Origin of the sequence: Marinobacter sp. CP1 (genome assembly GCF_001266795.1) — a bacterium.
In the GTDB taxonomy this organism is placed as follows: domain Bacteria; phylum Pseudomonadota; class Gammaproteobacteria; order Pseudomonadales; family Oleiphilaceae; genus Marinobacter; species Marinobacter flavimaris.
The window spans coordinates 4,618,134-4,644,266 of sequence record NZ_CP011929.1; the positions used below are offsets into that span (position 1 = coordinate 4,618,134).

Here is a 26,133-nt window from a genome sequence, read left to right on the forward strand (position 1 = left end):
AAGATTCCATTAAAGAGAAAGGGCAATCAGGGTATGACCCGAATGCAACATTGGCTTACAAACATTCTGAGGTGGTTCGATTCCGAAGCAGGTTCGGATCACATAGACACCACGTCCCGATCATTCAATTTTTTACGCGTTATTCCGTTCATTGCGCTCCATCTGGCTTGCCTTCTGGCGTTTTACACCGGCGTAAGCGCATTCGCCATCGGATTCGCGATTGCTTTCTTCCTCGTGCGGATGTTTGCGATTACCGGATTCTACCATCGTTATTTTGCCCACAAGACGTTCAAGACCAGCCGGCCTGCCCAGTTTGTATTCGCGGTGCTCGGCGCCAGTGCGGCCCAACGCGGCCCGCTCTGGTGGGCTGCCCACCACCGCCATCATCATCAGCACTCCGATGATGTTCAGGACCTGCACTCGCCCCATCAGGGCGGATTCTGGTGGTCCCACATGGGGTGGTTCACCTGTGACGCCGGCTTTGCGACCGACGAACGTCGGATTCGGGACTGGCTGAAATTCCCGGAACTCAGGCTGATTAACCGGTTTGACGCTCTGGTACCGGCTCTCGCCGCCGTTGGTATTTACGGGCTGGGCGAGGCGTTGGCCGCGTGGGCTCCGGGGTTGGGGACCAACGGTCTGCAGATGCTTGTCTGGGGATTCTTCATTTCGACCGTCGTGCTGTTTCACGCCACGGTATCCATCAACTCTTTGTCCCATGTGTGGGGCAAGCGCCGATTTGAAACGTCGGACGACAGCCGGAACAACTTCTGGCTCGCCCTACTTACCCTGGGCGAGGGATGGCACAACAATCACCACCGCTGGCCGCAATCTGTTCGTCAGGGGTTCCGGTGGTATGAAATTGACATCACCTGGTATGGGCTATGGCTGATGTCGAAGCTTGGCATCATCTGGGAGCTCAACCCGATACCCAAGCACATTCAGGAAGAAACACGCGAACTGGATAAAATGAGGAGGAGCAGGCAATGACAACCGCCTCAAAGATCGAAGTAGGTACGCGTAATTCGGCGGTGCCGGCAACGCTCGATAATTTCAGAGCGCTGTTCAACGAACTCGACAAGGGTAATCTGAACAAGCTCTCCCGGGTCTACAGCGAGGATATCCGGTTCCAGGACCCACTGAGCACCGTATCGGGCCTGGATGAGCTGACCCACTATTTCGCCGGGGCTTATGCGAACGTCATCTCCTGTCGCTTTGAATTCGGTGAAGCCGTGGTTCACGGTGAGTTTGCCGCCTTGCCTTGGGTTATGCACCTTCGTCACAAGCGCCTTCGCAAGGGGCGTGAAGTCCAGGTGCAGGGCATCAGCCACCTCGAAATCCGGGACGGGATGGTGTGCTACCACCGTGATTACTTTGACGCCGGGGAAATGCTCTACGAAAACCTGCCGCTGATTGGCAGGGCCATTCGCTGGATCAAGGATCAGGCAGGATGAGTGATCGACTTCAGGAAACCTCGAATATCTGGATTACCGGCGCCAGTTCAGGCATTGGCGAATCCGTTACCCGTGCACTGGCACGCGGTGGTCACCGGCTTGTGATTACCGGCCGCCGACAGGGGGCTCTCGAAGAACTGGCCTCCGCAGCGCCAGACCGGATTATACCGGCGGCCGCAGACACCACCAGCAAAGAAGATCTCCAGACCATCGCAGGTACGCTGGAAAATCACGGCGACCTGAACATGGTGATACTGAACGCTGGCACCTGTGAATATCTGGAGACAGCGCACTACAACAGTGACGTTATCGAGAAGAACATTCACACCAATGTGATTGGCACGGCGCGATGTCTCGATATTGCTCTGCCTGCCCTCAGGCGCAGCCGGGCTAAAGGCCAGCCGGCGACCCTCGTGATCGTCAGCTCTTCCGCCTGGTGGTTCCCTTTCGGCCGGGCTGAAGGCTACGGCGCTTCCAAGGCGGCGCTGACCTATTTTGCCCATGCACTCCGGGCAGACCTTGACGCCGAAGGGATCGACGTAGTGGTGGTTTCCCCCGGATTCGTCAAGACACCATTGACCGATCGGAACGATTTTCCAATGCCTTTTCTGGTTTCTGCAGAGGATGCGGCGGAGCGCATTGTCAGTGGTCTTGCGCGTGGCAAGAACGAGATTGCATTCCCCAAGCGCTTCACCTGGATGTTGAAAGCGCTGGGCGCCCTTCCCCAGCCCTTGATCGACCGTATGTCGGCCTCTATGGCCCGTAAAAGCAACACCGAACAGGAAAATAATGGATGAGTAGTGAGCGTCAGCGGATTGCTGTCATTGGGGCCGGCGTTTCCGGCCTCACGGCTGCCTGGCTTTTGGCCGAGAAACACGATGTTCAGGTTTTTGAAGCAGGTGACTATGCCGGCGGTCACACAAACACCGAACAGGTCGAAGCCGGTGGCCGGACCTGGCCGGTGAATACCGGCTTCATCGTATTCAACGACTGGACCTACCCGAATTTCATCAAACTGATGGAGCGGCTGGGAGTTCCATCGGAAGTCAGCGACATGAGCTTCAGCGTGGACTGCAGCAGCACCGGCCTGCAGTATAACGGCACCAGCCTGAATACCCTGTTTGCCCAGCGAAAGAATCTTTTCAACCTGCCGTTCCTGAAAATGGTGAGGGAGATTCTGCGCTTTAACAAGGAAACCCGTGCAGACCTTGAAGCCGGCAATATCAATAACGAAGAAACACTGGGGGAATACCTGAACCGGAACGGGTACTCCCGCTATTTCAGGAACTACTACATTGTTCCGATGGGTGCGGCGATCTGGTCAGCACCGGAAATCGTGCTGGAACAGTTTCCAATCCGGTTCTTCCTGCAGTTTTTCAACAATCACGGCATGCTGTCTGTGGATGACCGCCCGACCTGGCGGGTGATTTCCGGTGGGTCTGCCCAGTACGTGAAGAAGATGATGGAACGGCTGGGTGATGGCATGCACCTGAACAGCCCTGTCGACAGGGTTGTCCGCCATGAGGACGGTGTAACCGTGACTGTCAGGGGCGAAGAACACCACTTTGACCAGGTGATTTTTGGCTGCCACAGCGACCAGGCCCTTGCCATGCTCGCTGACGCGACCGACAAGGAACGGGACATACTCGGAGCCATGGCCTATCAGAACAACGATGTCGTGCTCCATACAGACAGCAGCGTGTTGCCGGACAATCGCCGGGCATGGGCTGCCTGGAACTACTTTATTCCGACCCACAGTACTGAACCGGTTTCTGTCACCTACAACATGAACATACTACAGAACTTCCATGATGCCCCGGAAACCTTCTGTGTGACCCTCAATCGCAGCCGAGATATCGACCCCGAAAAGGTGATCAAGCGCTTCGAATACGCCCATCCGGTATTCACACTGGACGCGGTGGCAGCCCAGGAACGCTACGACGAAATCGGTAACCAAAATCGAACCCATTTCTGTGGTGCTTACTGGTTCAACGGATTCCACGAAGATGGCGTTCGCAGCGCGTTGCGGGTCACCGAAGCGTTCGGGGTGGAGCTTTGACCGTGAACAGCCAATGGCTGGAGGGTACTGTCCGGCACAGGCGGAAGTACCCGGTGCAACACGAATTCAGCTACAGCACCGGCATGCTGGCCCTGGACACCGACGAGTGGAACCAGGTTTCCGATATCAGCCCGCTATTTTCCCTGGAACGTTTCAACTGGATGTCTCTGAAGCGCAGGGACTACTTCCGTCCGGAGACAGGCGACCTGTCCGGGGCTGTGCGTGACCACGTGGAACGGGCCACCGGCTGGCGTCCGGATGGAGAAGTCGAGCTGATTACTCATCCGCGCTACTTTGGTTACGTGTTCAATCCGGTCAGCTTCTATTTCTGCTACCGCGCCGGCGAGTGCCCGGCGGATGGCGTGGTTCCAAAGGTCATCGTTGCCCAGATTACCAACACCCCGTGGCATGACCGTCATGCCTATTGCCTGGAGACGACCGGCGCAGAGCCGAACCAGGCGGGCTGGCGCACCGAACAGTTTGGTTTTAGCAAACGCTTTCACGTGTCGCCGTTCAACGGCATGAACCAGCACTACGAGTGGACATTCAGTTTCCGGGGCCCTGATCTGAGAATTCACATGAATGTTCTGGAAGAGGGCCGCAAGCATTTTGATGCCACTCTGGTAGTCCAACGTACCCCTCTCACTCGTAAAGATGTGCACAGAAGTCTTCGAAAGTTTCCGCTCGAGGCATTCAAGGTTGTGGCAGGTATTTACTGGCACGCCCTGCGCCTCAAGCTCAAAGGTGCGCCGTTCTATACCCACCCGGACAAGCTTTCCGAAGACGATACCGCCTACCGCCGTGGGCATGATGATTCCGGGCTGGATGTCACCAGCTCCGAGACCAATGACAAGATTCGTGGAAGGGTAAGCTCATGGAGAACCTGAATACTTCGGTTGAAAACACGTCATCCGACTCTGGCAGCCTTCCGGCGCTCAGCCGGTTTGCGAGGACCCTGGTGATTCAGCAGCTCCGCTTACTGGGCGAAGGCCAGTTGACGGTGAAGGAATCCGGGTTTGAAGACCTTGTATTCGGAGACGGCAATAGCCAGTACCAGCCGGCAGAGCTGATTATCCACGATCACAGCACCTGGCGGGACCTGCTGACGGGCGGAAGCGTTGGCGCAGCAGAAGCGTACGTTGCCGGGGACTGGTCGACGCCCGATCTGGTTGCCCTGCTCCGCTTCTTTACCCGCAACGTCGACCGTATGAATGAGTTTGAAGACCGGTTCAGCTGGGTTACCAAACCTGCCCTGAAAGGCCTGCACTGGCTGAACCGTAATACGAAAGAAGGCTCCCGGAAAAACATCAGCGCCCATTACGATCTGGGTAACGACCTGTTCGAGACCTTCCTCGACCCAACCATGATGTACTCGTCGGCGATCTATCCCAGCGCCGAATCGAGCCTTGAAGAAGCGGCTGTGCACAAACTGGACACCATCTGCCGGAAGCTGGACCTCCAGCCCGGGGACAAGGTGATTGAAATCGGCACCGGCTGGGGCGGCTTTGCGATCCATGCCGCCAAACACTATGGCTGTCATGTCACCACGACGACCATTTCCAGAGAGCAGCTGGAGCTCGCGAAAGAACGGGTCCAGAAAGTGGGGCTGGAGGACCAGATTACCCTACTGTTTGACGATTACCGGGACCTCGAGGGGCAATTCGACAAACTTGTTTCCATCGAGATGATTGAAGCCGTTGGCCCTCAGTTTCTCAACAGCTATTTCTCCCAAATTAACGCCCTGTTGAAGCCCGACGGGTTGGCTCTGGTGCAGGCCATTAACATGCCGGAGCAGCGGTACCAGAGAGCTTTGAAAAACGTTGATTTTATCCAGCGATTTATCTTCCCGGGGAGCTTTATTCCCTCTTTCGGAGCCATCCTCGAATCGGTTCGAAAAGAAAGCAAGCTGGTACTCACCCATGCCGAGGATACCGGCTTCCACTATGCCAGGACCCTTCACGACTGGTGCGACCGGTTCATGGCCCAGCGGGACAAGCTGGAGTCGATGGGTTACGACGAAGGATTCCGGCGCCTGTGGCACTTTTACTTTGCCTATTGTGAAGCGGGCTTCAGCGAGCGGGCCATTGGCGTTGCGCAGCTGGTGTTCGCCAAGCCCGGCAACAAACGCGAGAACATCTTGAGCGTATGATCGCCTCCGAAACTGCCCGTAACGTTCTTAATTTCCTGCTGTTCCAGGCAGGCTGGTTTGCCTGCGTGTTTTATCCCGGGCTGATCGGCGCCGGGATCGTGGTGATATTTCTGGTGCTGCATTTTGTCCTGGTCAGCCAGAACCGGATGACCGAGCTTCAGTTCATCGGCCTGGGAACCGTCGTCGGCTCAGTTCTGGACGGCATCTGGTTCCGGACCGGCATTCTGGACGACGGCTCCGGACAAGTGATGCTCACTCCCCCTTGGCTTGTCGCCATCTGGGCCATCTTCATGACGACTCTGAGCCATTCCCTCGACTGGATCAGCAAGAAAGCCTGGCTGCCCTTCGTACTTGCGCCCTTTGCCGGCCCCTTCGCCTATTGGTCGGCGAGCCAGCTCGGTGCAGTGCAGCTGCCAGACTTGCTGCCATCGCTGATTGCACTCGGGTTTGGCTGGCTGGTTGTCTTCCCGCTGCTGCTTTTCGCCCGCAAAACGCTTTACCCGGAGCTGGTTCGATGAAACGCGCTACCTGGTCAGTTTACGTGGCGCTGTTGGCAGTCGCAGGGCCGGCCGCGGCCGCAGATTTCAGTTTCATCGGTACCGCAAGCACGGGAGACGGCAACGTCATTTACGAAGAGCGCCATTCCGTTGATGGTACCTGTGAGGAAGGCGTATTCCGGCCCCGGCAACACGAGGTGACCTACTTCAAACCGGACGCGGACGAGTCATTCGCCCGCAAAGACCTTGAATACGAGGTTTCAGTACTGCGTCCGTCCGTAGACTTCGTTCAGCCGACATTCAGTGAAGAAATGCAGATCACCTACCCTGCACCCGACACTTTGGTGATCGACTGGCAGACGCCAGGCGGCGATTCAGAGCAATTCGAGGTGACATACCCGGAAACTACCGTTGTGGATGCCGGGTTCGATAACTTCGTACGTCAGAATTGGCAGAGTGTTGTGGCTGGCGAGCCGGTTGAATTCCGGTTTCTTGGACCTACCCGGGGCGAGCATTATGGTTTCGTTCTGGAACGGGTCGAGAACGACCGGGTGAATGCTGACCATGTCGTACAGATACGCCCTACCGGCATGGTGCTGCGTTTCCTGGTCGACCCCATCGTGCTGGGTTACAGCAACTCGGGTGCCCTTTCCGACTATCTGGGCCTCACCAATATCCGGAAAAACCAGGATGAAAACTACACCGCCCATATCCGCTATAAAGTGAATACCACCCCGGATTGTGAACTGACCCCCTGAAACTGTCGCCCCTGCCAAGGCAGACCCCGGGGGTCAGTATGGTAAACTCCGACGGGAATCAACGCCGGAGAGTATTTTGAAATGATGTTCGTCTCTTTCAACGTCAACAGTATCCGCACCCGCCTGCACCAGCTTGAAGCCGTAATAGACGCCCTCGCACCGGATTTTATCGGCCTTCAGGAAACCAAGGTTCAGGACGACGACTTTCCGGTAGAAGCAATCCGGGACCTTGGCTACCACGTGCATTTCCACGGGCAAAAAACCCACTATGGCGTTGCCCTGCTCTCAAAAGCGGAGCCGGAGGAGGTTGTCAAAGGCTACCCGTGGGATGGTGAGGATTCCCAGCGCAGGCTGATTACCGGCCATTTCACGGTCAATGGCGAAAAGCTGACGGTGATCAACGGCTATTTTCCCCAGGGTGAAAGCCGTGACCATCCGGTGAAGTTTCCTGCCAAGGAGAAGTTCTACGGGGATCTGATGCGTTACCTGGACGAGCTCAAGAAAGCGGGCGGCTACGTGGTGGTGATGGGGGATATGAACATCTCTCCAACCGATAAAGACATTGGCATTGGCGCCGACAACGCCAAACGCTGGCTACGAACCGGTAAATGCTCTTTCCTCCCGGAGGAACGGGAATGGCTGGGCCAGGTCGAGTCTCGCGGTTATACCGATGTGTTCCGGCACCTTCATCCTGATGAAGCGGACACTTTCAGCTGGTTTGACTACCGCAGCAAGGGTTTCGAGCGAGACCCCAAGCGTGGTCTGCGGATTGATCTGATCATGGCCAGTGACAGCCTGCTGCCCAAAGCCCGGAAAGCGGGTGTTTCCTACGACATTCGAGCCATGGAAAGGCCGTCCGACCACTGTCCGGTCTGGGCGAGCTTCGAGCTCTAGGGGCTGGCCCGGCGCGATATGAAAAAAATCAAAACCCGCGACCGTATACTCCAGACCAGCCTGGCGCTGTTTAACACCGTCGGCGAACCCAATGTCACCACCCTGCTGATCTCTGATGAGATGGATATCAGCCCGGGTAACCTCTATTACCACTTCAAGAGCAAAGGCGATATTGTCGAGGAAATCTTCGACCAGTACGAACACGACATGGTCGACTTGTTGGCGGTTCCGGAAGACGCCGACATCAGCCTCGACCAGCAGGGGTTCTTTCTGCACCTGCTGTTCGAGACCGTAGCCCGCTACCGGTTCCTCTATCAGGATCTGGTGAACGTGTTGTCCCGGTACGATCAGCTGCAGGTACGATTCAAGCGCATCCAGAAAAAGAAAAGACTGGCTTTCAAGACGATTTGCGAGAGCTTTCGACGCCAGGGCATTATGGCGATTGAGCAGGAAGAGCTTGATTCTCTTTGTGAGCAGTTGACGCTAACCGCCTGTTATTGGAGTGCTTTCGATACGCTCTCTCACCTGGATGACCGGGAGGCAGTGGATCCGGGGCGGGGTGTTTACCAGATGATGCACCTGGTGCTGCCCTACCTTGCGCCGGCCGACCGGGAGGAAGCCCGGCTGATGAGCCGGGATTATCTCTGAGCCGTAACGTTATTCTTCGTCGTCACCGGCACGTTTCCGCAGGCGGGCAAGTTCTGATTCAAGGGCTTCAATACGCCGCTCCATAGATTCGATTTCTTCACGGCGATGTATGCCCAGACGTCTCAGGGCACCGGACACCCGTTCATCAAACATGTGCTCAAGCCGATCCCAGGTGCCAGTGGCTCGCTCCCGAACCCCTTCAACCCGATCTTCCACGGACTTGATCTGCTTTTCGACGACGCCCCGGGTTTTGTTCTCGAGCTGCTCACCTTCCTGCACAAGACGCTCGAAGAAACGGCCAGTATCTTCCTCGGCTTTGGTATAGGCGCCCAACCCGGCCAGCCAGATCTGGCGGGCTGAACCCTTGATTTTTGCCGCCAGTTGCGGATCATTCTCCGGCTTATTGTCGTTCTCGTCAGACATGTACAACCTCGGGAGTGCGGATAGTTCTTTCTAACCGCCATTGTATTACAGCTTGGCCCGGATTTCAGTCGGCCTGGAACCCGCGCAACGAAAGGCGGCAGTATAAAGACGCATCCGATATGAAAAAATGTTTTCAAACGAAAGTGAGTCTCGCTTGAAGTGTTCAAAATATAGTCAATACTTCCCAATACCGGCGTCCCTGCTGATGCCGGTTTGTCTGGAAGTCTTTCATGGATACTACTCGCACGCCTCTGCCCGGCATCCTTTGCCGGGCTTTTTTTTGTTATTATTGCCCCAAGATATATGCTTATTCCAAAATGAAAGTCTATAAAATTCGGAGTATCAGATGATTGAAATTGCGTGGAGTAACTTCACCCCCTGGTCAGCGTTGGCGGGTGGCATACTGGTGGGCATAGCTGCCGCCAGCTTTCTGCTTCTCAACGGGCGGATTGCAGGCATCAGTGGCATTCTTGGCGGACTTCTTTCACCGGCAAAAGGCGATATTGCCTGGCGCGTGGCGTTCCTTGCCGGACTGATTGGTGCACCGGCAGTCTGGGTACTGGCTACAGAGCTTCCCCCTATCGAAATCGAGGCCGGCTATCCCGCGCTCATTGTTGCGGGGCTGTTGGTGGGGATCGGCACCCGATATGGTTCCGGCTGTACCAGTGGACACGGGGTTTGCGGTCTGTCCCGCCTATCGCTGCGCTCGCTGGCAGTCACGATGAGCTTCATGGCTGCCGGATTTGTCACCGTGTACGTGATTCGTCACCTGATGGGGGTGTGACGCCATGAAATTTTCTCTTGCTTCTCTGTTTGCTGGCCTTGTCTTCGGAATGGGGCTTATCGTTTCCGGCATGGCCAATCCTGAAAAGGTGCTCGGCTTCCTTGATATCGCAGGCCTTTGGGATCCTTCACTGGCGTTTGTGATGGGCGGCGCCATCATGGTGGGTGTGGTCGCGTTTGCTGTTGCCCGCAAGCGCACCCTTTCCTTCCTCGGGTTCCACATGAAAATGCCCACCAGTGCCCATATCGATAAACGATTGGTACTCGGGGGTCTTATGTTCGGCGTTGGCTGGGGTATCGCCGGCTTCTGCCCCGGGCCGGGACTGGTCGCGCTCGGTGCCGGTGAAACCAAGGCGGCGGTGTTTGTTGCGGCCATGGTTGCGGGCATGGGCATTTTCGAAGTAATTGAGCGCAACCGTGCGAAAGTGTAAGTATTTTCTGTAAATTTACCCGCCGCCATTCTGACACAGCCCGGGGGCTGTGCGATCATGGCGGCAGCTCCACCACCCGATTCGGAGAACGACATCCATGGATATCAGAAAAATCGACGACAACATTTCGGTAGCCCCGCAGATTTCCATTGAAGACGTGGCAGAAGCCGCGAAGCTGGGGTTCAAGACTCTCGTAGCAAATCGCCCTGACCACGAAGAGCCGGGCCAGCCTGCCATGGCGGATATTGAAGCCGCCGCCAGGGAACAGGGCCTTGAGTGGGTATACATGCCGGTGGAGTCGGGAAACATCACTGACGACGACGTAAACCGCTTCGCGCCGATGATCCGGGACGCCGAAAAACCCGTACTGGCATTCTGTCGTTCCGGGACCCGCTGCACCGTGCTCTGGGCTCTGAGCGCGGCCAGAAACACATCAGCCGATGAGATTTTTACCAAAGCACGCAACGCCGGTTACGACATTTCCGGCCTTGCACCAAGAATGGCGCAGCAGGCCGCCGACAAAGGCTGACACTGCCACCGCCTAACCAACGTTCAGGATCTACCGCATGCAATACAAAGGTTCAGAGAATTTCAGCCACAACCAGTCTGACCGATTGGGAGTGCTGGTTACCAACCTGGGGACACCGGATGCGCCAACAACCTCGGCCCTCCGTCGCTACCTGGCTGAATTTCTCTCGGACCCCCGGGTGGTCGAATTGCCGCGGCCGCTCTGGTGGCTGATCCTTCACGGTGTGATCCTGAGAATTCGTCCCAAGCGAAGCGCAGAGGCTTACTCCAGCGTCTGGCAGCCGGAGGGCTCTCCCCTGCTGCTGCACACTGCAAAGCAGGCTGAGGGTATCCGAGAGGCACTCAAGCGCAAGTACGGCCCTAACGTGGTCGTCGGCTTTGCGATGCGCTACGGCAACCCCTCAATTTCCCGGGTTCTTGATGAGATGCAGGAACAGGGCGTACGGAAACTGCTGGTTCTGCCACTTTACCCCCAATACTCCGCGTCGACCTCGGCCTCCACCTTCGATGCCATTGCCAAGGATTTCTCGAAACGGCGCTGGCTGCCCGATTTCCGTTTCATTTCTCACTACCCGGATTATCCTCCGTACATTGAAGCCATGGCGCGCCATATCGAGGCGCACTGGGCCAACCATGGACGCAACCAGAAGCTGGTATTTTCCTACCATGGCGTGCCGCTCAAGTACCTGACCAAGGGCGATCCTTATCACTGCGAGTGCCACAAAACGTCTCGCCTGCTGGCTGAGCGGCTGGGCCTGAGCAAAGAGGACTACATGACCACGTTCCAATCCCGCTTTGGCAAGGAAGAGTGGCTCAAGCCCTACACGGATGAAACCCTGAAGTCCCTGCCAGGCAAAGGCGTCAAATCCATCGACGTATTCTGCCCCGGCTTTTCATCCGATTGCCTCGAAACCATTGAGGAAATCGACGAAGAAAACCGTGAGTACTTCATGGAGGCCGGCGGTGAAGGGTTCAGCTACATCACAGCGCTGAACGCCACACCCGGGCACATCGAAGCCCTGGTAAAACTGATCGAGGAAAATCTGGAAGGCTGGCAGGTGCCAAAGAACGAGCCAGAGGCTCTGGCAGCTCGCCAGCAGCGGGCAGCCGAGCAGAAAGAAGCAATCTATCCGGGCCGGGATCTCTGATCCGCCCCCGAGTTATAGCCGGGGCTGCGTCAGCTGCCCCGGTTTCCCTCCTTGCCTTCAAAGCCCTCTGAAAGATCCGGTACAGACTGACAGAACGTGCATTCGCCCGTATCAACGGCGGCGCCGCCAGCCTCCACATAACGCACCTTATGGCTCGCCCTGCCCCGATTTGCGGACACGGAAAACTTGCGGTTCCGGCGTTCGGCCGAACCGGTATCAGATGTTTGATGATTCTGAAATTCGCCCATAACACCCTCTCATAGTCTCTGTGCAAGGATAATGAGGGTTAACTGGCTTCAAACCAAGTAGGGATAACCACGTCGTTATGACGGGAAATATCACGTGGGGAACAGGAGATTCGGAAGAAAGAAAGGTAAGAGGAAAAATGGCGGTGGGCCAGGGATTCGAACCCCGGGAAGGCTACTAACCTTCGGCGGTTTTCAAGACCGCTGCATTCAGCCACTCTGCCAGCCCACCGGTTTTTCCATTCGCCGTCATTGCGACAGCGGTGAGCATGATACCGGAATTGCCTGTGCTGTCAACGCTCTGCATAAAACCCGCCGCATTTTTCAACATTAACGGTTTTTAATGGAATCCGGAAGACGTTTTCCTGTCGTAAATGATTGAAAGTTGCGTATCTGACACTATTATGGGAACCAGTATCCAGTCGTTATAAACGGAGATGACAATGGAAGACAGACGATTCGGCGTTCAGAACTCTCAGGGAGCCTATTCGACTCCCCAGACGGAGCGCGCGACCACAGGCATCAGCGATGATGCGATGAAGGTGTTGCGCAACACCTATATGCTGCTTGGCATGACACTCGCCTTTTCGGCGCTGACAGCATTCCTGAACATGAACGGAACCCACCCGGGCTTCCTGATCACCATCGTGGGATACATTGGGCTGCTGTTCGCAACCTATAAGTTGAAAAACAGCCCCTGGGGCATCGTGACTACCTTCGCCCTGACCGGGTTCATGGGATACACCCTGGGTCCGATCATTGGCGCCTTCGTAGCTGCCGGCGCTTCCTCGATTGTCGCCCAGGCGCTGACACTGACCGCAGTTGCGTTTGTTGGTCTGTCTGCCACGGCCATCATCACCAAGAAAGACTTCAGCTTCATGTCCAGCTTCCTGACCGCTGGTGCGTTTGTACTGATCGGTGCCATGCTTCTGGCCTTCCTGATGGAGAGCTCTGTTCTGCATCTGGCAGTGTCCGCCGGCTTCACGATCTTTGCTTCGATCATGATCCTGTTCGAGACCAGCCAGATCATCAAGGGTGGTGAGCGTAACTACGTCATCGCCACTGTTGGTCTGTATGTATCCATCTACAACCTGTTCGTCAGCCTGCTGCACCTGCTGTCTGCGTTCAGTGGCGAAGATTGATACCAGGCTGAATCAGCCGCTTCGAAACCCCGGCAGTTGCCGGGGTTTTTGCTTTCGGTAAACTGAAAGTCATTGTCTTGCAGACTTATAACGAACAGGAACCATGTCCGAAACCTTTACCCTGGTAATTACTGGCGCGCCCTACTCGTCTCAGGCGCCCCAGACTGCTCTCGGCTTTGCGAAGGCAGCGGTAGATGCTGGCCATCAGATTGACCGGGTGTTCCTCTACGGTGACGGGGTCCATTTGGCCTCTGCGCTCTGCGCGCCGCCGTCTGACGAAACCCACTGGCCAGACGAATGGTCCCGGTTTCTGACTCAGCACAAGATTCCCGGTGTGGCATGCATTGCCTCCGCGCTGCGTCGTGGCCTCGTCAACGAAACCGAACAGAAACGCTATGAATTGCCTTCGGCCAATCTTCGGGCCCCGTTTGAAATCGCTGGCCTCGGAGAATGGGTCGAGGGGCGAATCAAATCCACGCGCACGCTTTATTTCCACGCTGGAGACTGACCATGACCACACTGATCATGATTGACCAGCCTCCCTACGGCGCGTGGACCGGACGGGAAGCACTGGATATGGCGTTTTCGCTGGCAGCCTTCGACCAGTCGGCATCCCTGCTATTCACCGGGCCTGGCGTTAACTGGCTGAGACAGACTCAGCACGCCGGAGGCATTGAACAGAAGTCTGTGGAGAAGAATCTCGCTGCAGCACCGATATTCGGCATGGACGCGATCCTGGCTGATCGGGCTGCCTGTATTGCCTACGGCCTCGATGAGCATTCGCTGATTGAAGGCGTCACCCTGGTAGATGCTGATGCCGATCTCCTCACTGACTATGACCACACCGCATTTGCAGGTTAGCTCAGATGACTGACATCCAGACATTGCACATATTGAACAAATCCCCCGATCATCCCCGGGCCGCGCGGTGCGTTGAAATGATGTCTGCAGAAGACGGCCTTCTTCTGACCGGCAACGGCGTGCTGTTGCTGGCACGCGGGAACCTTCTGCCGGGCGCCAGCAAGGTCTTTGCGCTCATTCCGGACGTCGAGGCGCGCGGACTGGGAGATCTGAGCGGCAACGTCAGTTCTGTGGACTTTGCGGAGATGGTAACGCTTTCATTGCAGGCACAACGGGTAATCAGTTGGTAAACCATGGTCAGTAATGCAATGCCACAACGAAACAACGAAGGCTTTCTTGAAGACGCCCAGACGTGGACCGAAGGTGTCGCGACGGCCATCGCTGCCGAGGACGACGTGGATCTCACAGAAAAACACTGGGAAATCATAAAGTTTCTTAGATCTTTTTATAAAGAGCATGAAATGTCGCCACCCTCTAATCGCCTGTTTGTGAAGGCGGTCAAAGAAGCGCTCGGCGAGGATAAGGGGAACAGCATCTACCTGATGCAGCTGTTTCCCGGCACCCCTGCAAAGACCGCCTGCAGGATTGCGGGGCTGCCAAGGCCAACTAACTGTCTTTAGAGTCCTTTGAGGCAGCGCCGTCCTTCTGCCTGTTGCGTTCCAGGTCCGCTGCACTGCCAAGGAAGCTGCTCAGGCCGTTCTCAAACAGGCCAGAGCCAAATTTCAGGAACTGGCGGGTCGATTCTTTAACGGTGCCGTCAAGGGCGCTTTCTGGCAGTTCCCGGATGGTATCTGCCACACCCTTTTTTACACCGCGAGTCACCGCCGGTTCGATTTCCCGGCCGGCCTCAATCAGTTCCGCCACCCTGGCATCGAGGTATGGACGGACCACGAAACGCCAGAACCCCCAGAGAGTGACAAGCACGGCGCCAACGGTTGCAAGAATCTGGATTGTCAGTGTTAGCCAAAAAGGCATGGCCTTCCTCCTTGTACTCCCGATAACGGGATTCATTCCGGCTAGAAATTCAGATAGTTCAGGGAAACGAACTGGAGTAACCCTGCCAGGGCACCAAAAATACCGCCCACAATCATCAACTGGACCTCTTCTTCCCGGAACGCAGGGCGCAGGATGTCCTGGAATTCATCGGGTTTCAGCGCTTTCATCTGGCCGGACAGAACTTCGGCTACCACAGGTGCCCGCTCACGGTTAAAAGCCGGGTCACTGAACACGTCACGCGTAGCCAGTACCGCCTTCTGGTTCATGGCTTTCTTGAGCTCGGTGTAACCCGTCATACCAACGGTGACCTGCGCCGTCAGCTTCATGATGACAGAGTTGTCCAGTAAGGGGCGAAGGTGTTTCTGGATAATCGCACGGGTTCTGTCACCGTGGCTGCCGTTGATCATGGCGTCGGCAACCTTCTCTACAGTAATCAGTTCCTCCGCCACCAGCCTGGCCCAGACATCACTGATTTCTGGCTGCCTGCGCAAAAACAAACCCTGAACCTTCCAAAACAGGATTCGTCGGGGCTTGAGCGGCGCGAAAATCAGGTTGATGGCAATCCAGTTGGTCACGAAACCGACCACGAAGCCGCCCAGCGGCAGCAGCCAGGGCTCCGGATAGCGGGTCCATAAGGGCACAAGGAGAGCGCCAAGAATGCCTCCGATAACCGCACCTCGGTTGATCACAGACTGAAGCTCCACCGCACCGGCTTGCTGGAAAATCCGGTTCATCATGTCCGGATGTTTTTCGAGTTCGCGGCTGAGCAGAGCCTTGAGGTCGACCAACTCGTCCAGATCGTCACCAAAGTCCTCCACCAGCTCCTCTACCCTGGAGGGCAGCTGTTCACGGGCCCACTGATAAATCCGGTTTCTGACAAATAACGGAAGGTTGTCCCAAAGGACCGGCTGGATTTCGTACATAACCTCATCGATGTACTCATCCATCCGCGGGGTCACCTGGGAAATCACCTGCTCAACGATGCGCTGCGGTTCAAGCTTCTGGTAGACAGCGTTGAGGTCGCCGAACTGCCGAAGCGTCCTGTCGATGCAGATATGCGCCATCTTTTCCGCTTTGCGGGGAATAACGCCCTGCCACCCTATCAGCCCCACCCCGATGAACTGCACCGGATAGAAGGACATCTGGATGGCCAGCCAGTTGGTCAGCCAACCAACAACAGCCGCCATAAGAGGCACTGACAGAAGCGCAACGTCGAACAAGTTTGACCCCGGTAGAAGAGTGTAATCCGTTTTTAGGCGGTGATAATGCCGTTAACGGACAGACAGGATAGTACCTGCCTGCAGTTGCTGTGTATGCGACAAATGATGAAGTAATTGAAATGTCACAACATTGGCCGAGCAGCCATGGCGAAAGCGGTAATGCGGCAGGCCGAATAGATGCCGCGCCCCGCAGGGCGCGGCAAACCGGGCAGGAAGGACTTACTGGTAGTAGGCGTTTTCGGTGTAGGAGTGGTCGGTCACATCACGCACTGCAGTGATTTCCGGAACCCGCTCTTTCAAGGTTGATTCCACGCCCTGCTTCAGGGTCAGGCTGACTGCCGAGCAACCCTGGCAACCGCCACCGAAACGCAGCACGGCCACGGATTCGTCGACGATCTCCACAAGGGACACCTCGCCGCCATGGGCGGCCAGATTCGGATTGATCTCGGAAGCGAGTATGTAGTTCACCCGATCCGGCAGAGGTGCGTCGTCATCAATCTTGGGCACTTTTGCGTTTGGTGCCTTGATGGTGAGCTGCCCACCCATCTGGTCCTTGGAGTAATCCACGTAGGCCTCTTCGAGGAAGGGCACGGAATTGTGGTCCAGATACAGGATGAACTTGTCCAGATCTACCTGCTCGTCCGTCGGTACTACTTCGTTAGGCGGGCAGTAGGCCAGACAGGTTTCGGCGTTTTTGGTGCCGGGCTGGGTCACGAAGATACGTACGCCCATGCCTTCCACGTCCTGTTTTTCGATAAGTTGTGCAAGATAATCCCGAGCGGGATCTGTCACAGTAACCTGAGCCATGTTTTCAACCCGTTTGAAAGTTTGGATTCATTTTAAGGGAGTTCGCGGGAACATGAAAGACCAAGTAAAATAGTCGGGCTTTACGAAGGTAATGAATTTCCCGTATTGGCAGGTATTTGCAGTAGGCAATTGATAATCGTCATTCGTACTAAGACGGGCTCGGGCAATTTTGCTATGATCCCGCGCCATTGATTTTAATACCGCGTTTTTAACGACATCCGGAAGTAAACCTATGACCGATCGCACCACCCGTCTCGACCAGCTCCACAAGGCCCTGCAGGAACGCATCGTGATCCTTGATGGCGGCATGGGCACCATGATCCAGAATCTCAAGCTGGACGAGAAGGCGTTCCGTGGCGATCGGTTTGCCGACTACGAGCGGGAAGTTCAGGGCAATAATGACCTGCTGAACCTGACCCAGCCCGCCCTGCTCCGCAACATCCACGCGGACTACCTGGACGCCGGCGCAGACATTATCGAGACCAACACCTTTAACTCCACCCAGCTTTCCCAGGCGGACTATGGGCTGGAAGCGATTGCCAGGGAACTGAACGTGGCCGCAGCCGAACTGGCCCGGCAGATCGCGGATGAGTACACCGCGAAAAACCCGGAAAAGCCGCGATTTGTTGCCGGTGCCGTCGGGCCGACATCGCGGACCGCCTCCATCTCACCGGATGTCAATAACCCGGGCTACCGCAATGTCGATTTCCAGACCCTGGTCGATAACTACTACGAAGCGGTAGGAGGCCTGGTCGAAGGCGGCTGCGACCTGATCCTGATTGAAACCATTTTCGATACGCTGAACGCGAAAGCGGCGATCTACGCCACTCAGCAGTATTTTGAGGACAGCGGCATCACCCTGCCGATCATGATTTCCGGCACCATTACCGATGCCTCCGGCCGAACCCTTTCCGGTCAGACCACCGAGGCTTTCTGGAATTCGGTGGCCCACGCCAAACCCATATCCGTTGGCCTGAACTGCGCACTGGGGGCCGACGCCCTGCGACCTTATGTGGAAGAGCTGTCTGCAAAGGCGGAAACCTATGTCAGCGCCCACCCGAATGCCGGCCTTCCCAACGAGTTTGGTGAATACGATCAGACACCCGAGGAAATGGCCGAGATCATCGAAGGCTTCGCCCGTGACGGTTTTCTGAACATCATCGGTGGCTGCTGTGGCTCCCGGCCGGATCACATCGAAGCCATCGCCCAGGCGGTGTCCAAGTACCCGCCCCGGAAGATTCCCGAACGCCCGAAAGCGTTGCGTCTTTCTGGCCTTGAGCCGTTCACAGGCGACGACAATGTTCTGTTTATCAACGTGGGTGAGCGGACCAACGTCACCGGCTCCAAGCGCTTCCTGCGTCTGATCAAGGAAGAGCAATACGAAGAGGCCCTCAGCGTCGCCCGTGATCAGGTGGAAAACGGTGCCCAGATCATCGACATCAACATGGATGAGGGCATGCTGGAGTCGAAAGAGGTGATGGTCACCTTCCTGAACCTCGTCGCCTCCGAGCCGGATATCTCCCGGGTGCCGATCATGATCGACTCCTCCAAGTGGGATGTGATCGAAGCAGGATTGCGCTGCATCCAGGGCAAGGCGGTTGTGAACTCCATCAGTCTCAAGGAAGGCGAAGAGGAGTTCGTCAAGCGCGCCAGAGATTGCATGCGCTATGGCGCCGCCGTGGTGGTAATGGCCTTTGACGAACAGGGCCAGGCAGACACCTACGAGCGCAAGACCGAGATCTGCAAGCGCTCTTACGACGTGTTGACCGGCATCGGCTTCAACCCGGCGGATATCATTTTTGATCCGAACATCTTTGCCATTGCCACAGGCATCGAGGAACACAACAACTACGCGGTGGATTTCATCAACGCCACCCGCTGGATTCGGGAAAACCTGCCCCACGCCTCAATTTCCGGCGGCGTGAGCAACGTGTCCTTCTCGTTCCGCGGCAATGATGTAGTCCGTGAAGCCATCCACTCGGTGTTCCTCTACCACGCCATCAAGGCGGGGATGAACATGGGCATCGTGAACCCCGGCCAACTGGTGATCTACGATGAAATCGATCCGGAGCTCAAAGAGCTGGTGGAAGATGTTGTCCTGAACCGCCGTGATGATTCCACCGACCGGCTCCTTGAGATCGCCGAACGCTACAAAGGCAAAGGCGGCAAAACCCAGGAGGAAGACCTGGCCTGGCGTGAATGGCCGGTGGAGAAGCGCCTGGAACATGCACTGGTCAAAGGCATTACCACCTATATCGTGGACGATACCGAAGCCTGCCGCCAGAGAGCCACACATCCCATTGAGGTCATTGAAGGCCCATTGATGGATGGCATGAACGTGGTCGGAGACCTCTTCGGCGATGGCAAGATGTTCCTGCCCCAGGTGGTCAAAAGCGCCCGCGTCATGAAACAGGCTGTTGCACACCTGATTCCCTACATCGAAGCGGAGAAAACGGAAGACCAGAAAGCCAAGGGCAAGATCCTGATGGCCACGGTAAAGGGCGATGTCCATGATATCGGCAAGAACATCGTGGGAGTGGTCCTGCAATGCAACAACTATGAGGTGATTGACCTGGGTGTGATGGTGCCCTGCGACAAGATCCTCGCTGCTGCAAAAGAACACGATGTCGACCTTATTGGTCTGAGCGGTCTGATTACACCGTCTCTGGACGAAATGGTCCACGTGGCTCGCGAGATGCAACGACTCGATTTCAACATTCCGCTGATGATCGGTGGCGCAACAACTTCCAAGGCGCATACCGCGGTAAAAATCGAGCCCCAGTACAAGAACGACATCGCGCTGTACGTGTCGGACGCATCCCGCTGCGTGAACGTCGCATCCCAGCTTCTGAGCAAGAATGCGAAGCCCGAGTTTGTGGAAGCCGCCCGAACTGAATATGACGAAATCCGCGAGCGCCGCAAGAACCGGGGTGACCGCACCAAGCTGGTTTCCCTGAAGGAAGCTCGTGATCGCGCCCCCGACATCTCCTTCGAAGGCTACCAGCCTCCAAAGCCGGCTTTCACCGGCATCCGGGTGTTCGAGGAATATGACCTCAACGAGCTGGTGGACTACATCGACTGGACGCCGTTCTTCATGTCCTGGGATATTTCTGGCAAGTACCCGGCCATTTTTGATGACCCGAAGCGTGGCGAGGCTGCCCGCCACCTCTTTGACGATGCCCAGAAGATTCTGCACCGGATGATTGATGAAAAGCGGGTCTCTGCCCGTGGCGTCATCGGTTTCTGGCCAGCCAACCGCCGCGGTGACGATGTTGTGCTTTACACGGACGAATCCTGCACCGAGGAGCTGACTACTCTGCACCACCTCCGTCAGCAGGATGAAAAGGCACCGGGCAAACCCATGATGGCGCTGTCGGATTTTGTCGCGCCTGAAGGCTCCGGGACGGTGGACTACGTGGGCGGTTTCGCGGTCACCACCGGCATTGGTGCAGAAGAATTCTCGGTAGAGTTCAAAGATGCCAACGACGACTATAACGCGATTATGGTGAAGGCGTTGGCCGACCGCCTGGCAGAAGCTTTCGCCGAGCGGATGCACGAGCGGGTTCGCCAGGAGTTCTGGGGCTATGCCGCTGATGAAAAGCTGGCCAACGATGACCTGATCAAGGAAAGGTACCGCGGAATACGTCCGGCACCCGGCTACCCGGCGTGCCCGGACCACACGGAGAAGGCAACCTTGTTCAATTTGCTTGAGGCCACTGATACTGCAGGCATTGAGTTGACCGAGCACTTTGCCATGTTCCCGACCGCTGCCGTCTCCGGCTGGTACTTTGCGCATCCGGAATCCAAGTATTTTGCGGTAGGGAAAATTGGCGCTGACCAGGTTGAGGACTATGCTGAACGCAAAGGCATTTCCAAGGCCGAGGCAGAACGCTGGCTTGCGCCAAGCCTGGCGTACGATCCGGCAGAGTAAGCTTCGGGTGAAGCACAGATCAGGGGCGGATGTATGACTGAATCTTCAGAAGCGGAAAAACGGGACGAAAAAAAGCCGCGTGGACCTGGCGTATTGAAAGTCATGCAAAGCATACTCGCAGGCGCGTTCGGAGTTCAGTCCGACAAGCGCCGGGAAGAGGACTTTTCAAGCCATAGCCCCTGGCCTTACATCATTGCCGGCATTCTGTTCACAGCCAGCTTTGTTGTAGGCCTGATCGTTATTGTAAATCTGGTCCTGGCGAGCCAGTAGACTACTGGCCAGCTACCCAGACCACCGCGAAAGCCACGGCAAGAACCACCAGCAGAACTGCGGCAACGGCATCGGCCTGACTGTCAGAACGTGCGGTCTTTTTCATGTCTGTTCCTCTTTCCGAGTTTTTGTCTCGTGTTTTTCTTGTTATCACGGCAGCAGCGCACACTGCTAACGTCATCCTCCAAGTTAAGCAGTTAATTGATATTCGTCCAGTCCCTTGTTCCTTCTGCTTATCGCCTGAGTCGATAAACATATTTTGAAATAATCATTTTAAGAATAAAAACCCGCTGTTATCCTTCCCGTCAGATATAAGGCCGTCGGCCTGGATATGTCGCTTTCAAGCAGGATCTTCCCACTATGTACGTATATGATGAACACGATCGGCAAATGGCTGCCGAGAGGGTTGCCCAGTTCCGTGACCAGACAGAAAGAGCGCTGGCCGGAGAATTGGCTGAAGACGAGTTTCTTCCCCTTCGCCTGCAGAACGGCCTGTACGTTCAGCGTCTTGCCCCCATGCTCAGGATCTGTGTTCCTTACGGCATGATGCGCTCAGACCAGCTTCGCCGGCTTGCGCGAATCACCCGGGACTACGACAAAGGCTATGCGCACTTCACCACTCGCCAAAATGTGCAGCTTAACTGGCCGGCGCTGGAAGACGTTCCCGACATTCTTGCAGAACTCGCTGAAGTGGAAATGCACGCCAACCAGACCAGCGGCAACTGCATTCGTAATACCACCACAGACCAGTTCTCCGGTGTTCAGTCGGACGAGATTGCGGATCCGCGGCCCTACTGCGAAATCATTCGCCAGTGGTCCACGTTCCATCCGGAATTTGCCTTCCTGCCGCGGAAATTCAAGGTTGCCGTAAACGCGTCCGAGCAAACCGATCGAGTCGCCATCCAGGTGCACGACATCGGGCTTCAGATGGTACGCAACGAGGCCGGCGATCTCGGTTTCCGGGTACACGTGGGCGGTGGTCTTGGCCGTACGCCCATGGTCGGGCCGGTAATTCGCGATTTCCTGCCGGAACTGGATCTGTTGACCTACCTGGAGGCCGTGCTTCGCGTCTATAACCGATACGGTCGGCGCGACAACAAGTTCAAGGCCCGGATCAAGATTCTGGTGAAGGCTCTGACCCCTGAGGGCTTTGCTGAAAAGGTGGAAGCAGAGTGGCAGCATATCAAGGAATCCCCGACCCGGCTGACGCCCGAGGCGATTCAACGCATCCAGGCCTACTTTACCGAACCGGATTACGCGGCTATCGACAATGCCACGGACCTGCTGGCCAGCCAGCGATTTGAGAACCGGGGCTTTGACCAGTGGCTGACCCACAACGTGGACACCCACAAGAAGGCAGGCTATGCCATCGTCTCCCTGACGATGAAGAAAACCGGCACTCCTCCTGGCGATGTCAGTGACAAGCAGCTTGAACAGATTGCCGATCTGGCAGACGAGTTCAGCTTCGGTGAAATCCGGGTCACTCACCAACAGAACGTGGTGCTGGCCGATGTGCGCCAGGATCGGCTGTTTGAACTGTGGCAGGCGATTACGCCCATGGGTTTCGGTACCGCGAACCTGAATACCCTGACTGATGTTATCTGCTGCCCCGGCGGTGATTACTGCGCCCTGGCCAACGCCAAGTCCATCCCGGTGGCCGAGGCCATCCAGCGGCAGTTCGATGATCTGGATTACCTGTACGACCTGGGCAATATCGATCTGAACATTTCCGGGTGCATGAATGCCTGCGGTCACCACCACGTCGGCAACATTGGTGTTCTCGGTGTCGACAAGAAAGGCCAGGAGTTCTATCAGATCAGTCTGGGCGGGTCGTCCCATCATGATGCCTCAATCGGCAAGATTCTGGGGCCTTCCTTTGCACGGGATGAGATGCCCAAGGTGATTTCAAAGATCATTGATGTCTACGTGGACAAGCGCACGGAAGAGGAAACCTTCCTAGACACCTATCGCCGCGTAGGAATTGATCCATTCAAGGAGCGGGTTTATGCCTAACGTTATTTCTCCGGATGGCAGCATCCGCCAGGACAACTGGGTAGTGGTGCCCCGCCCCGCCGAGGGCGAATCGCTGGATATTCCGGCGGACCAGCCGGCGTTAATCCCTGCGGATCTCTGGCTGGCAGGCTATGAGCATTTTACCGGACGGCAGGAGATTGGCGTGTGGTTCGACAGCCACGACGAGCCGGAGATTCTGGACGGTCGGGTGAACGAACTGCCGGTAATTGCTGTGAATTTTCCGAAGTTCAGTGACGGGCGTGGTTACAGCATTGGCCGGCTACTGCGTGAACGTTTCGGCTACAAGAATGAGCTTCGGGCGATTGGAGACGTGTTGCTGGATCAGCTGCAGTTCATGAAGCGCTGCGGATTCGATGCTTATGTCCTTCGGGCTGACAAGGACATCAACAAAGCTGCGCGGTGCCTGAACTTCTTCAGCCAGGGCTACCAGGCCGCGACCGATACGGAGATCCCGCTGTTCCGGCGTCGGGCCTCCTAGTTATCAAGCTTTAGAGTACGAAGAGAGGGGCTTTTCCCTCTCTTCTATTCCATCTTATCGGTTGGAGTCGCTTCTTATTTAGAGTGATCCAGGACAATCTTGCCGGCTGATTCACCTTTCAAGAACGCCTTCAGCGCCCCATCCAGCTCACTGCGACCGATATCCCGGGCAGACGCTTCGGTCTTCGGACACGCCCACTCCCCGGAGAATTTCTTCCATACCGCTTCTTTCTCTGGCAGGGGAATCTCTACCGAATCGACACCCAGCAGATTCACGCCTCGCAGGATAAACGGCAGCACGGTGGTCTGAAGGCCCGGACCGGCTACGAGACCACAACAGGATACTGAGCCACCAGGCTTGATCTGCTTGAGCAGTTCGGCCAATGGGCTACCACCCACCGTATCGACAGCGTTCGCAAATGCCGGTTTAACGAGGGGTTTCTTATCCTCGGCCAGGGTTTCACGACCCACAACTTCTTTAGCCCCAAGAGCTTTGAGATCGTCTGCATGGTCGGCCTTGCCGCTTATGGCGACGACGTCGAACCCAAGTTTGGCAAGCAGTTCCACCGCAACGGTGCCAACGGCACCGGAGGCTCCTGAAACAGCGACTTTGCCCTGCTCCGGCTTGGCGCCCATAGTCAGAAGCTTCTGAACACAGAGACCGGCGGTGAGGCCGGCGGTGCCATAGATCATAGCGGTACGAGCGTTCCATCCTTCCGGCATGGGAACACACCAGGCGGCAGGTACGCGGATGTATTCGCCAAAACCGCCGTCTGTATTCATGCCCAGGTCGTACCCGGTCACGATAACCGGACTGCCGTTCGAGGGGTTGCCAGTGGCGGAATCGACGACCTCTCCTGCTGCATCAATACCCGGGGTATGGGGAAAGGAACGGGTAACGCCCTTATTGCCGGAAGCCGACAGCGCATCCTTGTAGTTGAGAGAAGAGTGGCTTACCCGTATCAGGACGTCACCATCAGGAAGGTCGGCAGTACTCAAAGATTTCTCCGCACCGACATACTCGCCGTTCTGCTCTTCAACGCGCCAGGCCTTGAATTCGGAATTGGTGGTCATCATTCTTCTCCGCTTTCGGTGGTCTACTGGAACTTCTGGTTGCGGAAGGCGCCCAGGACTTTCCAGACAGTGTGTTCAAGCGCCGAACTGGTGGCCAATCCGAGTTTTTCCGGAAGGGTCCGCTTGCGCTGATATGCCACTGAGACTACGTCTGCCCGGTCGCAGGCTTCAATGAGATATTCGTCGGAGGTCTTGATCTCGTCGATCAGTTTCACTTCGAGCGCTCGCTTGCCGAACCAGATATCTCCATTGGCAACGGCTGCAATGTCCAGGTCCGGCCGGCGTTCGCTGACATACTCTTTGAAAAGACCGTGAGTGTCTTCAAGATCTTCCAGAAATTTCTGTCGTCCTTTATCGGTGTTTTCACCAAATATAGTCATGGTGCGTTTGTGCTCTCCAGCGGTGAGCACTTCGAAGTCCACGTCGTTCTTCTTGAGGAAACGATGGAAATTCGGAAGCTGGGCAACCACACCGATCGAGCCCAGGATGGCAAAGGGCGAAGCAACGATCCTGTCTGCGACGCAGGCCATCATGTAGCCTCCACTGGCCGCCACCTTGTCAACGCAGGCGGTGAGGCGAAGACCCTTGCTGCGAATCCGGTCCAGCTGGGCGGCCGCAAGGCCATAGGAATGAACCAGCCCACCACCGCTTTCGAGGCGGATAACCACTTCGTCTTTTTCCGGATCGGCAATACTCAGCACCGCAGTAATTGCCCTGCGAAGCGGATCTGTGTCGCTGGCTTTGATATCGCCGTCGAAATCCAGAACATAGACGCGACCACGACTGTCATCCTGCTCATCGGTATTCTTCGCGGCCTTGGCCGCTTTCTTCTCCGCCTTCTGAGCCTTTTTCCGGGCCTTCTGGAACACCTTTCTTTGGTGATCAGACATCAGCCGTGACTGAATCGTTTCACGCAGCTTTTCGTATTTCTCGTTGAGTTTCCGGATCTTGAGTTCTCCCTCGCCCTCATGATCGCCCCGATCCTTCTGGGCCGCGGACATGATGACAGAGATCACTACCAGGGCCGCCACCACGAAAGTAACGATCTTGGCCAAAAACAAACCGTATTCTGTCAGGAACTCCAAAGTGCTTCTCCAACTCAGTGTGCGGGAACAAGAGTGTAACTTACCGAATTTATGGTGATAAGGAGAGCAAAAAAATTAAAACAAGCGTTCGATCGATCTTGACAGGGCCGACCACTCACCATAAAGTCGGATTGCGAGGTCGGCTCTACCCGGGCACCCGATCAGGCTCGTGCAGCCAGGGACATCAAGCCGTCGTGATCATGACTAGACAACCATCAA

At 56.2% G+C, this 26,133-nt stretch carries 30 protein-coding genes and 1 tRNA gene; 23 read left to right on the forward strand and 8 right to left on the reverse strand.

Annotation, left to right across the window (positions count from 1 at the left end; all coding sequences use genetic code 11):
- The first annotated feature begins 33 nt into the window (after positions 1–33).
- The 10 genes from ACP86_RS21235 to ACP86_RS21280 all read left to right on the forward strand — a co-directional run bounded on the left by ACP86_RS21235 (position 34) and on the right by ACP86_RS21280 (position 8,459).
- Positions 34–990, forward strand: a complete 957-nt coding sequence (locus ACP86_RS21235) for an acyl-CoA desaturase (RefSeq protein WP_053115351.1) — start codon at positions 34–36, stop codon at positions 988–990.
- Positions 987–1,454, forward strand: a complete 468-nt coding sequence (locus tag ACP86_RS21240; RefSeq protein WP_053115352.1) for a nuclear transport factor 2 family protein — start codon at positions 987–989, stop codon at positions 1,452–1,454. Before ACP86_RS21235 ends, ACP86_RS21240 begins: the two co-directional genes overlap by 4 nt.
- Entirely contained in the window at positions 1,451–2,251 is an 801-nt protein-coding gene (locus ACP86_RS21245; protein WP_053115353.1) for an SDR family NAD(P)-dependent oxidoreductase, read from the forward strand. Before ACP86_RS21240 ends, ACP86_RS21245 begins: the two co-directional genes overlap by 4 nt.
- Positions 2,248–3,513, forward strand: coding sequence for an NAD(P)/FAD-dependent oxidoreductase (locus ACP86_RS21250; protein WP_053115354.1), 1,266 nt, complete (start codon positions 2,248–2,250; stop codon positions 3,511–3,513). The genes ACP86_RS21245 and ACP86_RS21250 overlap by 4 nt, the downstream gene beginning before the upstream one ends.
- A gap of 2 nt (positions 3,514–3,515) precedes the next feature.
- Entirely contained in the window at positions 3,516–4,400 is an 885-nt protein-coding gene (locus tag ACP86_RS21255; protein WP_053115355.1) for a DUF1365 domain-containing protein, read from the forward strand.
- A complete protein-coding gene (locus ACP86_RS21260; protein ID WP_053115356.1) occupies positions 4,388–5,662 on the forward strand; it encodes an SAM-dependent methyltransferase in 1,275 nt (424 codons plus the stop codon). The genes ACP86_RS21255 and ACP86_RS21260 overlap by 13 nt, the downstream gene beginning before the upstream one ends.
- Positions 5,659–6,180: a DUF2878 domain-containing protein gene (locus tag ACP86_RS21265; protein ID WP_053115357.1), complete on the forward strand. Its 522-nt coding sequence runs from the start codon at positions 5,659–5,661 to the stop codon at positions 6,178–6,180. The genes ACP86_RS21260 and ACP86_RS21265 overlap by 4 nt, the downstream gene beginning before the upstream one ends.
- The gene (locus ACP86_RS21270; RefSeq protein WP_008171662.1) at positions 6,177–6,917 is read left to right on the forward strand and encodes a hypothetical protein; all 741 of its coding nucleotides are present in this window, start codon (positions 6,177–6,179) and stop codon (positions 6,915–6,917) included. The genes ACP86_RS21265 and ACP86_RS21270 overlap by 4 nt, the downstream gene beginning before the upstream one ends.
- An 81-nt stretch (positions 6,918–6,998) precedes the next feature.
- On the forward strand, positions 6,999–7,811 hold the full coding sequence (xthA, locus tag ACP86_RS21275; protein ID WP_008171663.1) for an exodeoxyribonuclease III: 813 nt from the start codon (positions 6,999–7,001) through the stop codon (positions 7,809–7,811).
- Between the two features lie 18 nt (positions 7,812–7,829).
- Positions 7,830–8,459: a TetR/AcrR family transcriptional regulator gene (locus ACP86_RS21280; protein WP_008171664.1), complete on the forward strand. Its 630-nt coding sequence runs from the start codon at positions 7,830–7,832 to the stop codon at positions 8,457–8,459.
- Positions 8,460–8,468: 9 nt separating this feature from the next.
- Here ACP86_RS21280 and ACP86_RS21285 read toward each other — a convergent pair whose 3' ends face one another.
- Positions 8,469–8,882, reverse strand: a complete 414-nt coding sequence (locus tag ACP86_RS21285) for a phasin family protein (protein ID WP_008171665.1) — start codon at positions 8,880–8,882, stop codon at positions 8,469–8,471.
- A 346-nt stretch (positions 8,883–9,228) separates the two neighbouring features.
- On the opposite strand from ACP86_RS21285, the gene ACP86_RS21290 reads away from it, so the two are divergent.
- The 4 genes from ACP86_RS21290 to hemH all read left to right on the forward strand — a co-directional run bounded on the left by ACP86_RS21290 (position 9,229) and on the right by hemH (position 11,772).
- Positions 9,229–9,666 (forward strand): YeeE/YedE family protein, encoded by a 438-nt coding sequence (locus tag ACP86_RS21290; RefSeq protein WP_008171666.1) that lies wholly within the window; start codon positions 9,229–9,231, stop codon positions 9,664–9,666.
- Between the two features lie 4 nt (positions 9,667–9,670).
- Positions 9,671–10,096, forward strand: coding sequence for a YeeE/YedE family protein (locus ACP86_RS21295; RefSeq protein ID WP_008171667.1), 426 nt, complete (start codon positions 9,671–9,673; stop codon positions 10,094–10,096).
- A 97-nt stretch (positions 10,097–10,193) separates the two neighbouring features.
- Positions 10,194–10,625: a TIGR01244 family sulfur transferase gene (locus tag ACP86_RS21300; protein WP_008171670.1), complete on the forward strand. Its 432-nt coding sequence runs from the start codon at positions 10,194–10,196 to the stop codon at positions 10,623–10,625.
- 37 nt (positions 10,626–10,662) lie between these two features.
- Entirely contained in the window at positions 10,663–11,772 is a 1,110-nt protein-coding gene (hemH, locus tag ACP86_RS21305) for a ferrochelatase (RefSeq protein WP_008171672.1), read from the forward strand.
- A 29-nt stretch (positions 11,773–11,801) separates the two neighbouring features.
- On the opposite strand, the gene ACP86_RS21310 is transcribed toward hemH, so the two are convergent.
- Positions 11,802–12,020, reverse strand: coding sequence for a hypothetical protein (locus tag ACP86_RS21310; protein ID WP_008171673.1), 219 nt, complete (start codon positions 12,018–12,020; stop codon positions 11,802–11,804).
- A 138-nt stretch (positions 12,021–12,158) separates the two neighbouring features.
- Positions 12,159–12,249: transfer RNA gene (locus tag ACP86_RS21315), tRNA-Ser, on the reverse strand.
- A 211-nt stretch (positions 12,250–12,460) separates the two neighbouring features.
- Between ACP86_RS21315 and ACP86_RS21320 the strand changes: the two genes are divergently transcribed.
- From ACP86_RS21320 to ACP86_RS21340, 5 genes are all read left to right on the forward strand, one after another.
- A complete protein-coding gene (locus ACP86_RS21320; protein WP_014577154.1) occupies positions 12,461–13,159 on the forward strand; it encodes a Bax inhibitor-1/YccA family protein in 699 nt (232 codons plus the stop codon).
- 103 nt (positions 13,160–13,262) lie between these two features.
- A complete protein-coding gene (gene tusD / locus ACP86_RS21325) occupies positions 13,263–13,667 on the forward strand; it encodes a sulfurtransferase complex subunit TusD (RefSeq protein ID WP_008171675.1) in 405 nt (134 codons plus the stop codon).
- Between the two features lie 2 nt (positions 13,668–13,669).
- Entirely contained in the window at positions 13,670–14,020 is a 351-nt protein-coding gene (locus tag ACP86_RS21330; RefSeq protein ID WP_008171676.1) for a DsrE family protein, read from the forward strand.
- A gap of 5 nt (positions 14,021–14,025) precedes the next feature.
- Positions 14,026–14,310, forward strand: coding sequence for a sulfurtransferase complex subunit TusB (gene tusB / locus ACP86_RS21335; protein ID WP_008171678.1), 285 nt, complete (start codon positions 14,026–14,028; stop codon positions 14,308–14,310).
- A gap of 3 nt (positions 14,311–14,313) precedes the next feature.
- A complete protein-coding gene (locus ACP86_RS21340) occupies positions 14,314–14,640 on the forward strand; it encodes a TusE/DsrC/DsvC family sulfur relay protein (RefSeq protein ID WP_008171680.1) in 327 nt (108 codons plus the stop codon).
- Here the strand turns inward: ACP86_RS21340 and ACP86_RS21345 are convergent.
- The 3 genes from ACP86_RS21345 to nfuA all read right to left on the reverse strand — a co-directional run bounded on the left by ACP86_RS21345 (position 14,627) and on the right by nfuA (position 17,043).
- Positions 14,627–14,995, reverse strand: a complete 369-nt coding sequence (locus tag ACP86_RS21345; RefSeq protein WP_008171682.1) for a hypothetical protein — start codon at positions 14,993–14,995, stop codon at positions 14,627–14,629. The two genes, ACP86_RS21340 and ACP86_RS21345, sit on opposite strands and share 14 nt — an antisense overlap.
- Before the next feature lie 41 nt (positions 14,996–15,036).
- Positions 15,037–16,236 (reverse strand): hypothetical protein, encoded by a 1,200-nt coding sequence (locus ACP86_RS21350; protein WP_008171683.1) that lies wholly within the window; start codon positions 16,234–16,236, stop codon positions 15,037–15,039.
- A gap of 219 nt (positions 16,237–16,455) precedes the next feature.
- Positions 16,456–17,043 carry a Fe-S biogenesis protein NfuA gene (nfuA, locus tag ACP86_RS21355; protein WP_008171684.1) on the reverse strand — a complete coding sequence of 196 codons (588 nt, stop codon included), beginning with the start codon at positions 17,041–17,043 and terminating at the stop codon, positions 16,456–16,458.
- Positions 17,044–17,275: 232 nt separating this feature from the next.
- Between nfuA and metH the strand changes: the two genes are divergently transcribed.
- The 4 genes from metH to ACP86_RS21375 all read left to right on the forward strand — a co-directional run bounded on the left by metH (position 17,276) and on the right by ACP86_RS21375 (position 23,756).
- Complete coding sequence (metH, locus tag ACP86_RS21360; protein WP_008171685.1) at positions 17,276–20,974, forward strand: methionine synthase; 3,699 nt, start codon at positions 17,276–17,278, stop codon at positions 20,972–20,974.
- Positions 20,975–21,007: 33 nt separating this feature from the next.
- The gene (locus ACP86_RS21365; RefSeq protein WP_008171686.1) at positions 21,008–21,244 is read left to right on the forward strand and encodes a DUF2970 domain-containing protein; all 237 of its coding nucleotides are present in this window, start codon (positions 21,008–21,010) and stop codon (positions 21,242–21,244) included.
- 360 nt (positions 21,245–21,604) lie between these two features.
- Positions 21,605–23,257 carry a nitrite/sulfite reductase gene (locus ACP86_RS21370; protein ID WP_053115358.1) on the forward strand — a complete coding sequence of 551 codons (1,653 nt, stop codon included), beginning with the start codon at positions 21,605–21,607 and terminating at the stop codon, positions 23,255–23,257.
- Positions 23,250–23,756: a DUF934 domain-containing protein gene (locus tag ACP86_RS21375; RefSeq protein WP_008171689.1), complete on the forward strand. Its 507-nt coding sequence runs from the start codon at positions 23,250–23,252 to the stop codon at positions 23,754–23,756. The genes ACP86_RS21370 and ACP86_RS21375 overlap by 8 nt, the downstream gene beginning before the upstream one ends.
- A 74-nt stretch (positions 23,757–23,830) precedes the next feature.
- Here the strand turns inward: ACP86_RS21375 and ACP86_RS21380 are convergent, their stop codons facing one another.
- On the reverse strand, positions 23,831–24,829 hold the full coding sequence (locus ACP86_RS21380) for a YhdH/YhfP family quinone oxidoreductase (RefSeq protein ID WP_053115359.1): 999 nt from the start codon (positions 24,827–24,829) through the stop codon (positions 23,831–23,833).
- A 23-nt stretch (positions 24,830–24,852) separates the two neighbouring features.
- Positions 24,853–25,914 (reverse strand): protease SohB, encoded by a 1,062-nt coding sequence (gene sohB / locus ACP86_RS21385; RefSeq protein ID WP_014577164.1) that lies wholly within the window; start codon positions 25,912–25,914, stop codon positions 24,853–24,855.
- Between the last annotated feature and the right edge of the window lie 219 nt (positions 25,915–26,133).

Excerpts from the sequence above, each read along its gene's own strand:
- ACP86_RS21235 (WP_053115351.1), top strand. The coding sequence starts at position 34 with ATGACCCGAATGCAACATTGGCTTACAAACATTCTGAGGTGGTTCGAT.
- ACP86_RS21240 (WP_053115352.1), top strand. The coding sequence starts at position 987 with ATGACAACCGCCTCAAAGATCGAAGTAGGTACGCGTAATTCGGCGGTG.
- ACP86_RS21245 (WP_053115353.1), top strand. The coding sequence starts at position 1,451 with ATGAGTGATCGACTTCAGGAAACCTCGAATATCTGGATTACCGGCGCC.
- ACP86_RS21250 (WP_053115354.1), top strand. The coding sequence starts at position 2,248 with ATGAGTAGTGAGCGTCAGCGGATTGCTGTCATTGGGGCCGGCGTTTCC.
- ACP86_RS21260 (WP_053115356.1), top strand. The coding sequence starts at position 4,388 with ATGGAGAACCTGAATACTTCGGTTGAAAACACGTCATCCGACTCTGGC.
- ACP86_RS21265 (WP_053115357.1), top strand. The coding sequence starts at position 5,659 with ATGATCGCCTCCGAAACTGCCCGTAACGTTCTTAATTTCCTGCTGTTC.
- ACP86_RS21270 (WP_008171662.1), top strand. The coding sequence starts at position 6,177 with ATGAAACGCGCTACCTGGTCAGTTTACGTGGCGCTGTTGGCAGTCGCA.
- xthA (WP_008171663.1), top strand. The coding sequence starts at position 6,999 with ATGATGTTCGTCTCTTTCAACGTCAACAGTATCCGCACCCGCCTGCAC.
- ACP86_RS21280 (WP_008171664.1), top strand. The coding sequence starts at position 7,830 with ATGAAAAAAATCAAAACCCGCGACCGTATACTCCAGACCAGCCTGGCG.
- ACP86_RS21285 (WP_008171665.1), bottom strand. The coding sequence starts at position 8,882 with ATGTCTGACGAGAACGACAATAAGCCGGAGAATGATCCGCAACTGGCG.
- ACP86_RS21290 (WP_008171666.1), top strand. The coding sequence starts at position 9,229 with ATGATTGAAATTGCGTGGAGTAACTTCACCCCCTGGTCAGCGTTGGCG.
- ACP86_RS21295 (WP_008171667.1), top strand. The coding sequence starts at position 9,671 with ATGAAATTTTCTCTTGCTTCTCTGTTTGCTGGCCTTGTCTTCGGAATG.
- ACP86_RS21300 (WP_008171670.1), top strand. The coding sequence starts at position 10,194 with ATGGATATCAGAAAAATCGACGACAACATTTCGGTAGCCCCGCAGATT.
- hemH (WP_008171672.1), top strand. The coding sequence starts at position 10,663 with ATGCAATACAAAGGTTCAGAGAATTTCAGCCACAACCAGTCTGACCGA.
- ACP86_RS21310 (WP_008171673.1), bottom strand. The coding sequence starts at position 12,020 with ATGGGCGAATTTCAGAATCATCAAACATCTGATACCGGTTCGGCCGAA.
- ACP86_RS21320 (WP_014577154.1), top strand. The coding sequence starts at position 12,461 with ATGGAAGACAGACGATTCGGCGTTCAGAACTCTCAGGGAGCCTATTCG.
- tusD (WP_008171675.1), top strand. The coding sequence starts at position 13,263 with ATGTCCGAAACCTTTACCCTGGTAATTACTGGCGCGCCCTACTCGTCT.
- ACP86_RS21330 (WP_008171676.1), top strand. The coding sequence starts at position 13,670 with ATGACCACACTGATCATGATTGACCAGCCTCCCTACGGCGCGTGGACC.
- tusB (WP_008171678.1), top strand. The coding sequence starts at position 14,026 with ATGACTGACATCCAGACATTGCACATATTGAACAAATCCCCCGATCAT.
- ACP86_RS21340 (WP_008171680.1), top strand. The coding sequence starts at position 14,314 with ATGGTCAGTAATGCAATGCCACAACGAAACAACGAAGGCTTTCTTGAA.
- ACP86_RS21345 (WP_008171682.1), bottom strand. The coding sequence starts at position 14,995 with ATGCCTTTTTGGCTAACACTGACAATCCAGATTCTTGCAACCGTTGGC.
- nfuA (WP_008171684.1), bottom strand. The coding sequence starts at position 17,043 with ATGGCTCAGGTTACTGTGACAGATCCCGCTCGGGATTATCTTGCACAA.
- metH (WP_008171685.1), top strand. The coding sequence starts at position 17,276 with ATGACCGATCGCACCACCCGTCTCGACCAGCTCCACAAGGCCCTGCAG.
- ACP86_RS21365 (WP_008171686.1), top strand. The coding sequence starts at position 21,008 with ATGACTGAATCTTCAGAAGCGGAAAAACGGGACGAAAAAAAGCCGCGT.
- ACP86_RS21370 (WP_053115358.1), top strand. The coding sequence starts at position 21,605 with ATGTACGTATATGATGAACACGATCGGCAAATGGCTGCCGAGAGGGTT.
- ACP86_RS21375 (WP_008171689.1), top strand. The coding sequence starts at position 23,250 with ATGCCTAACGTTATTTCTCCGGATGGCAGCATCCGCCAGGACAACTGG.
- ACP86_RS21380 (WP_053115359.1), bottom strand. The coding sequence starts at position 24,829 with ATGACCACCAATTCCGAATTCAAGGCCTGGCGCGTTGAAGAGCAGAAC.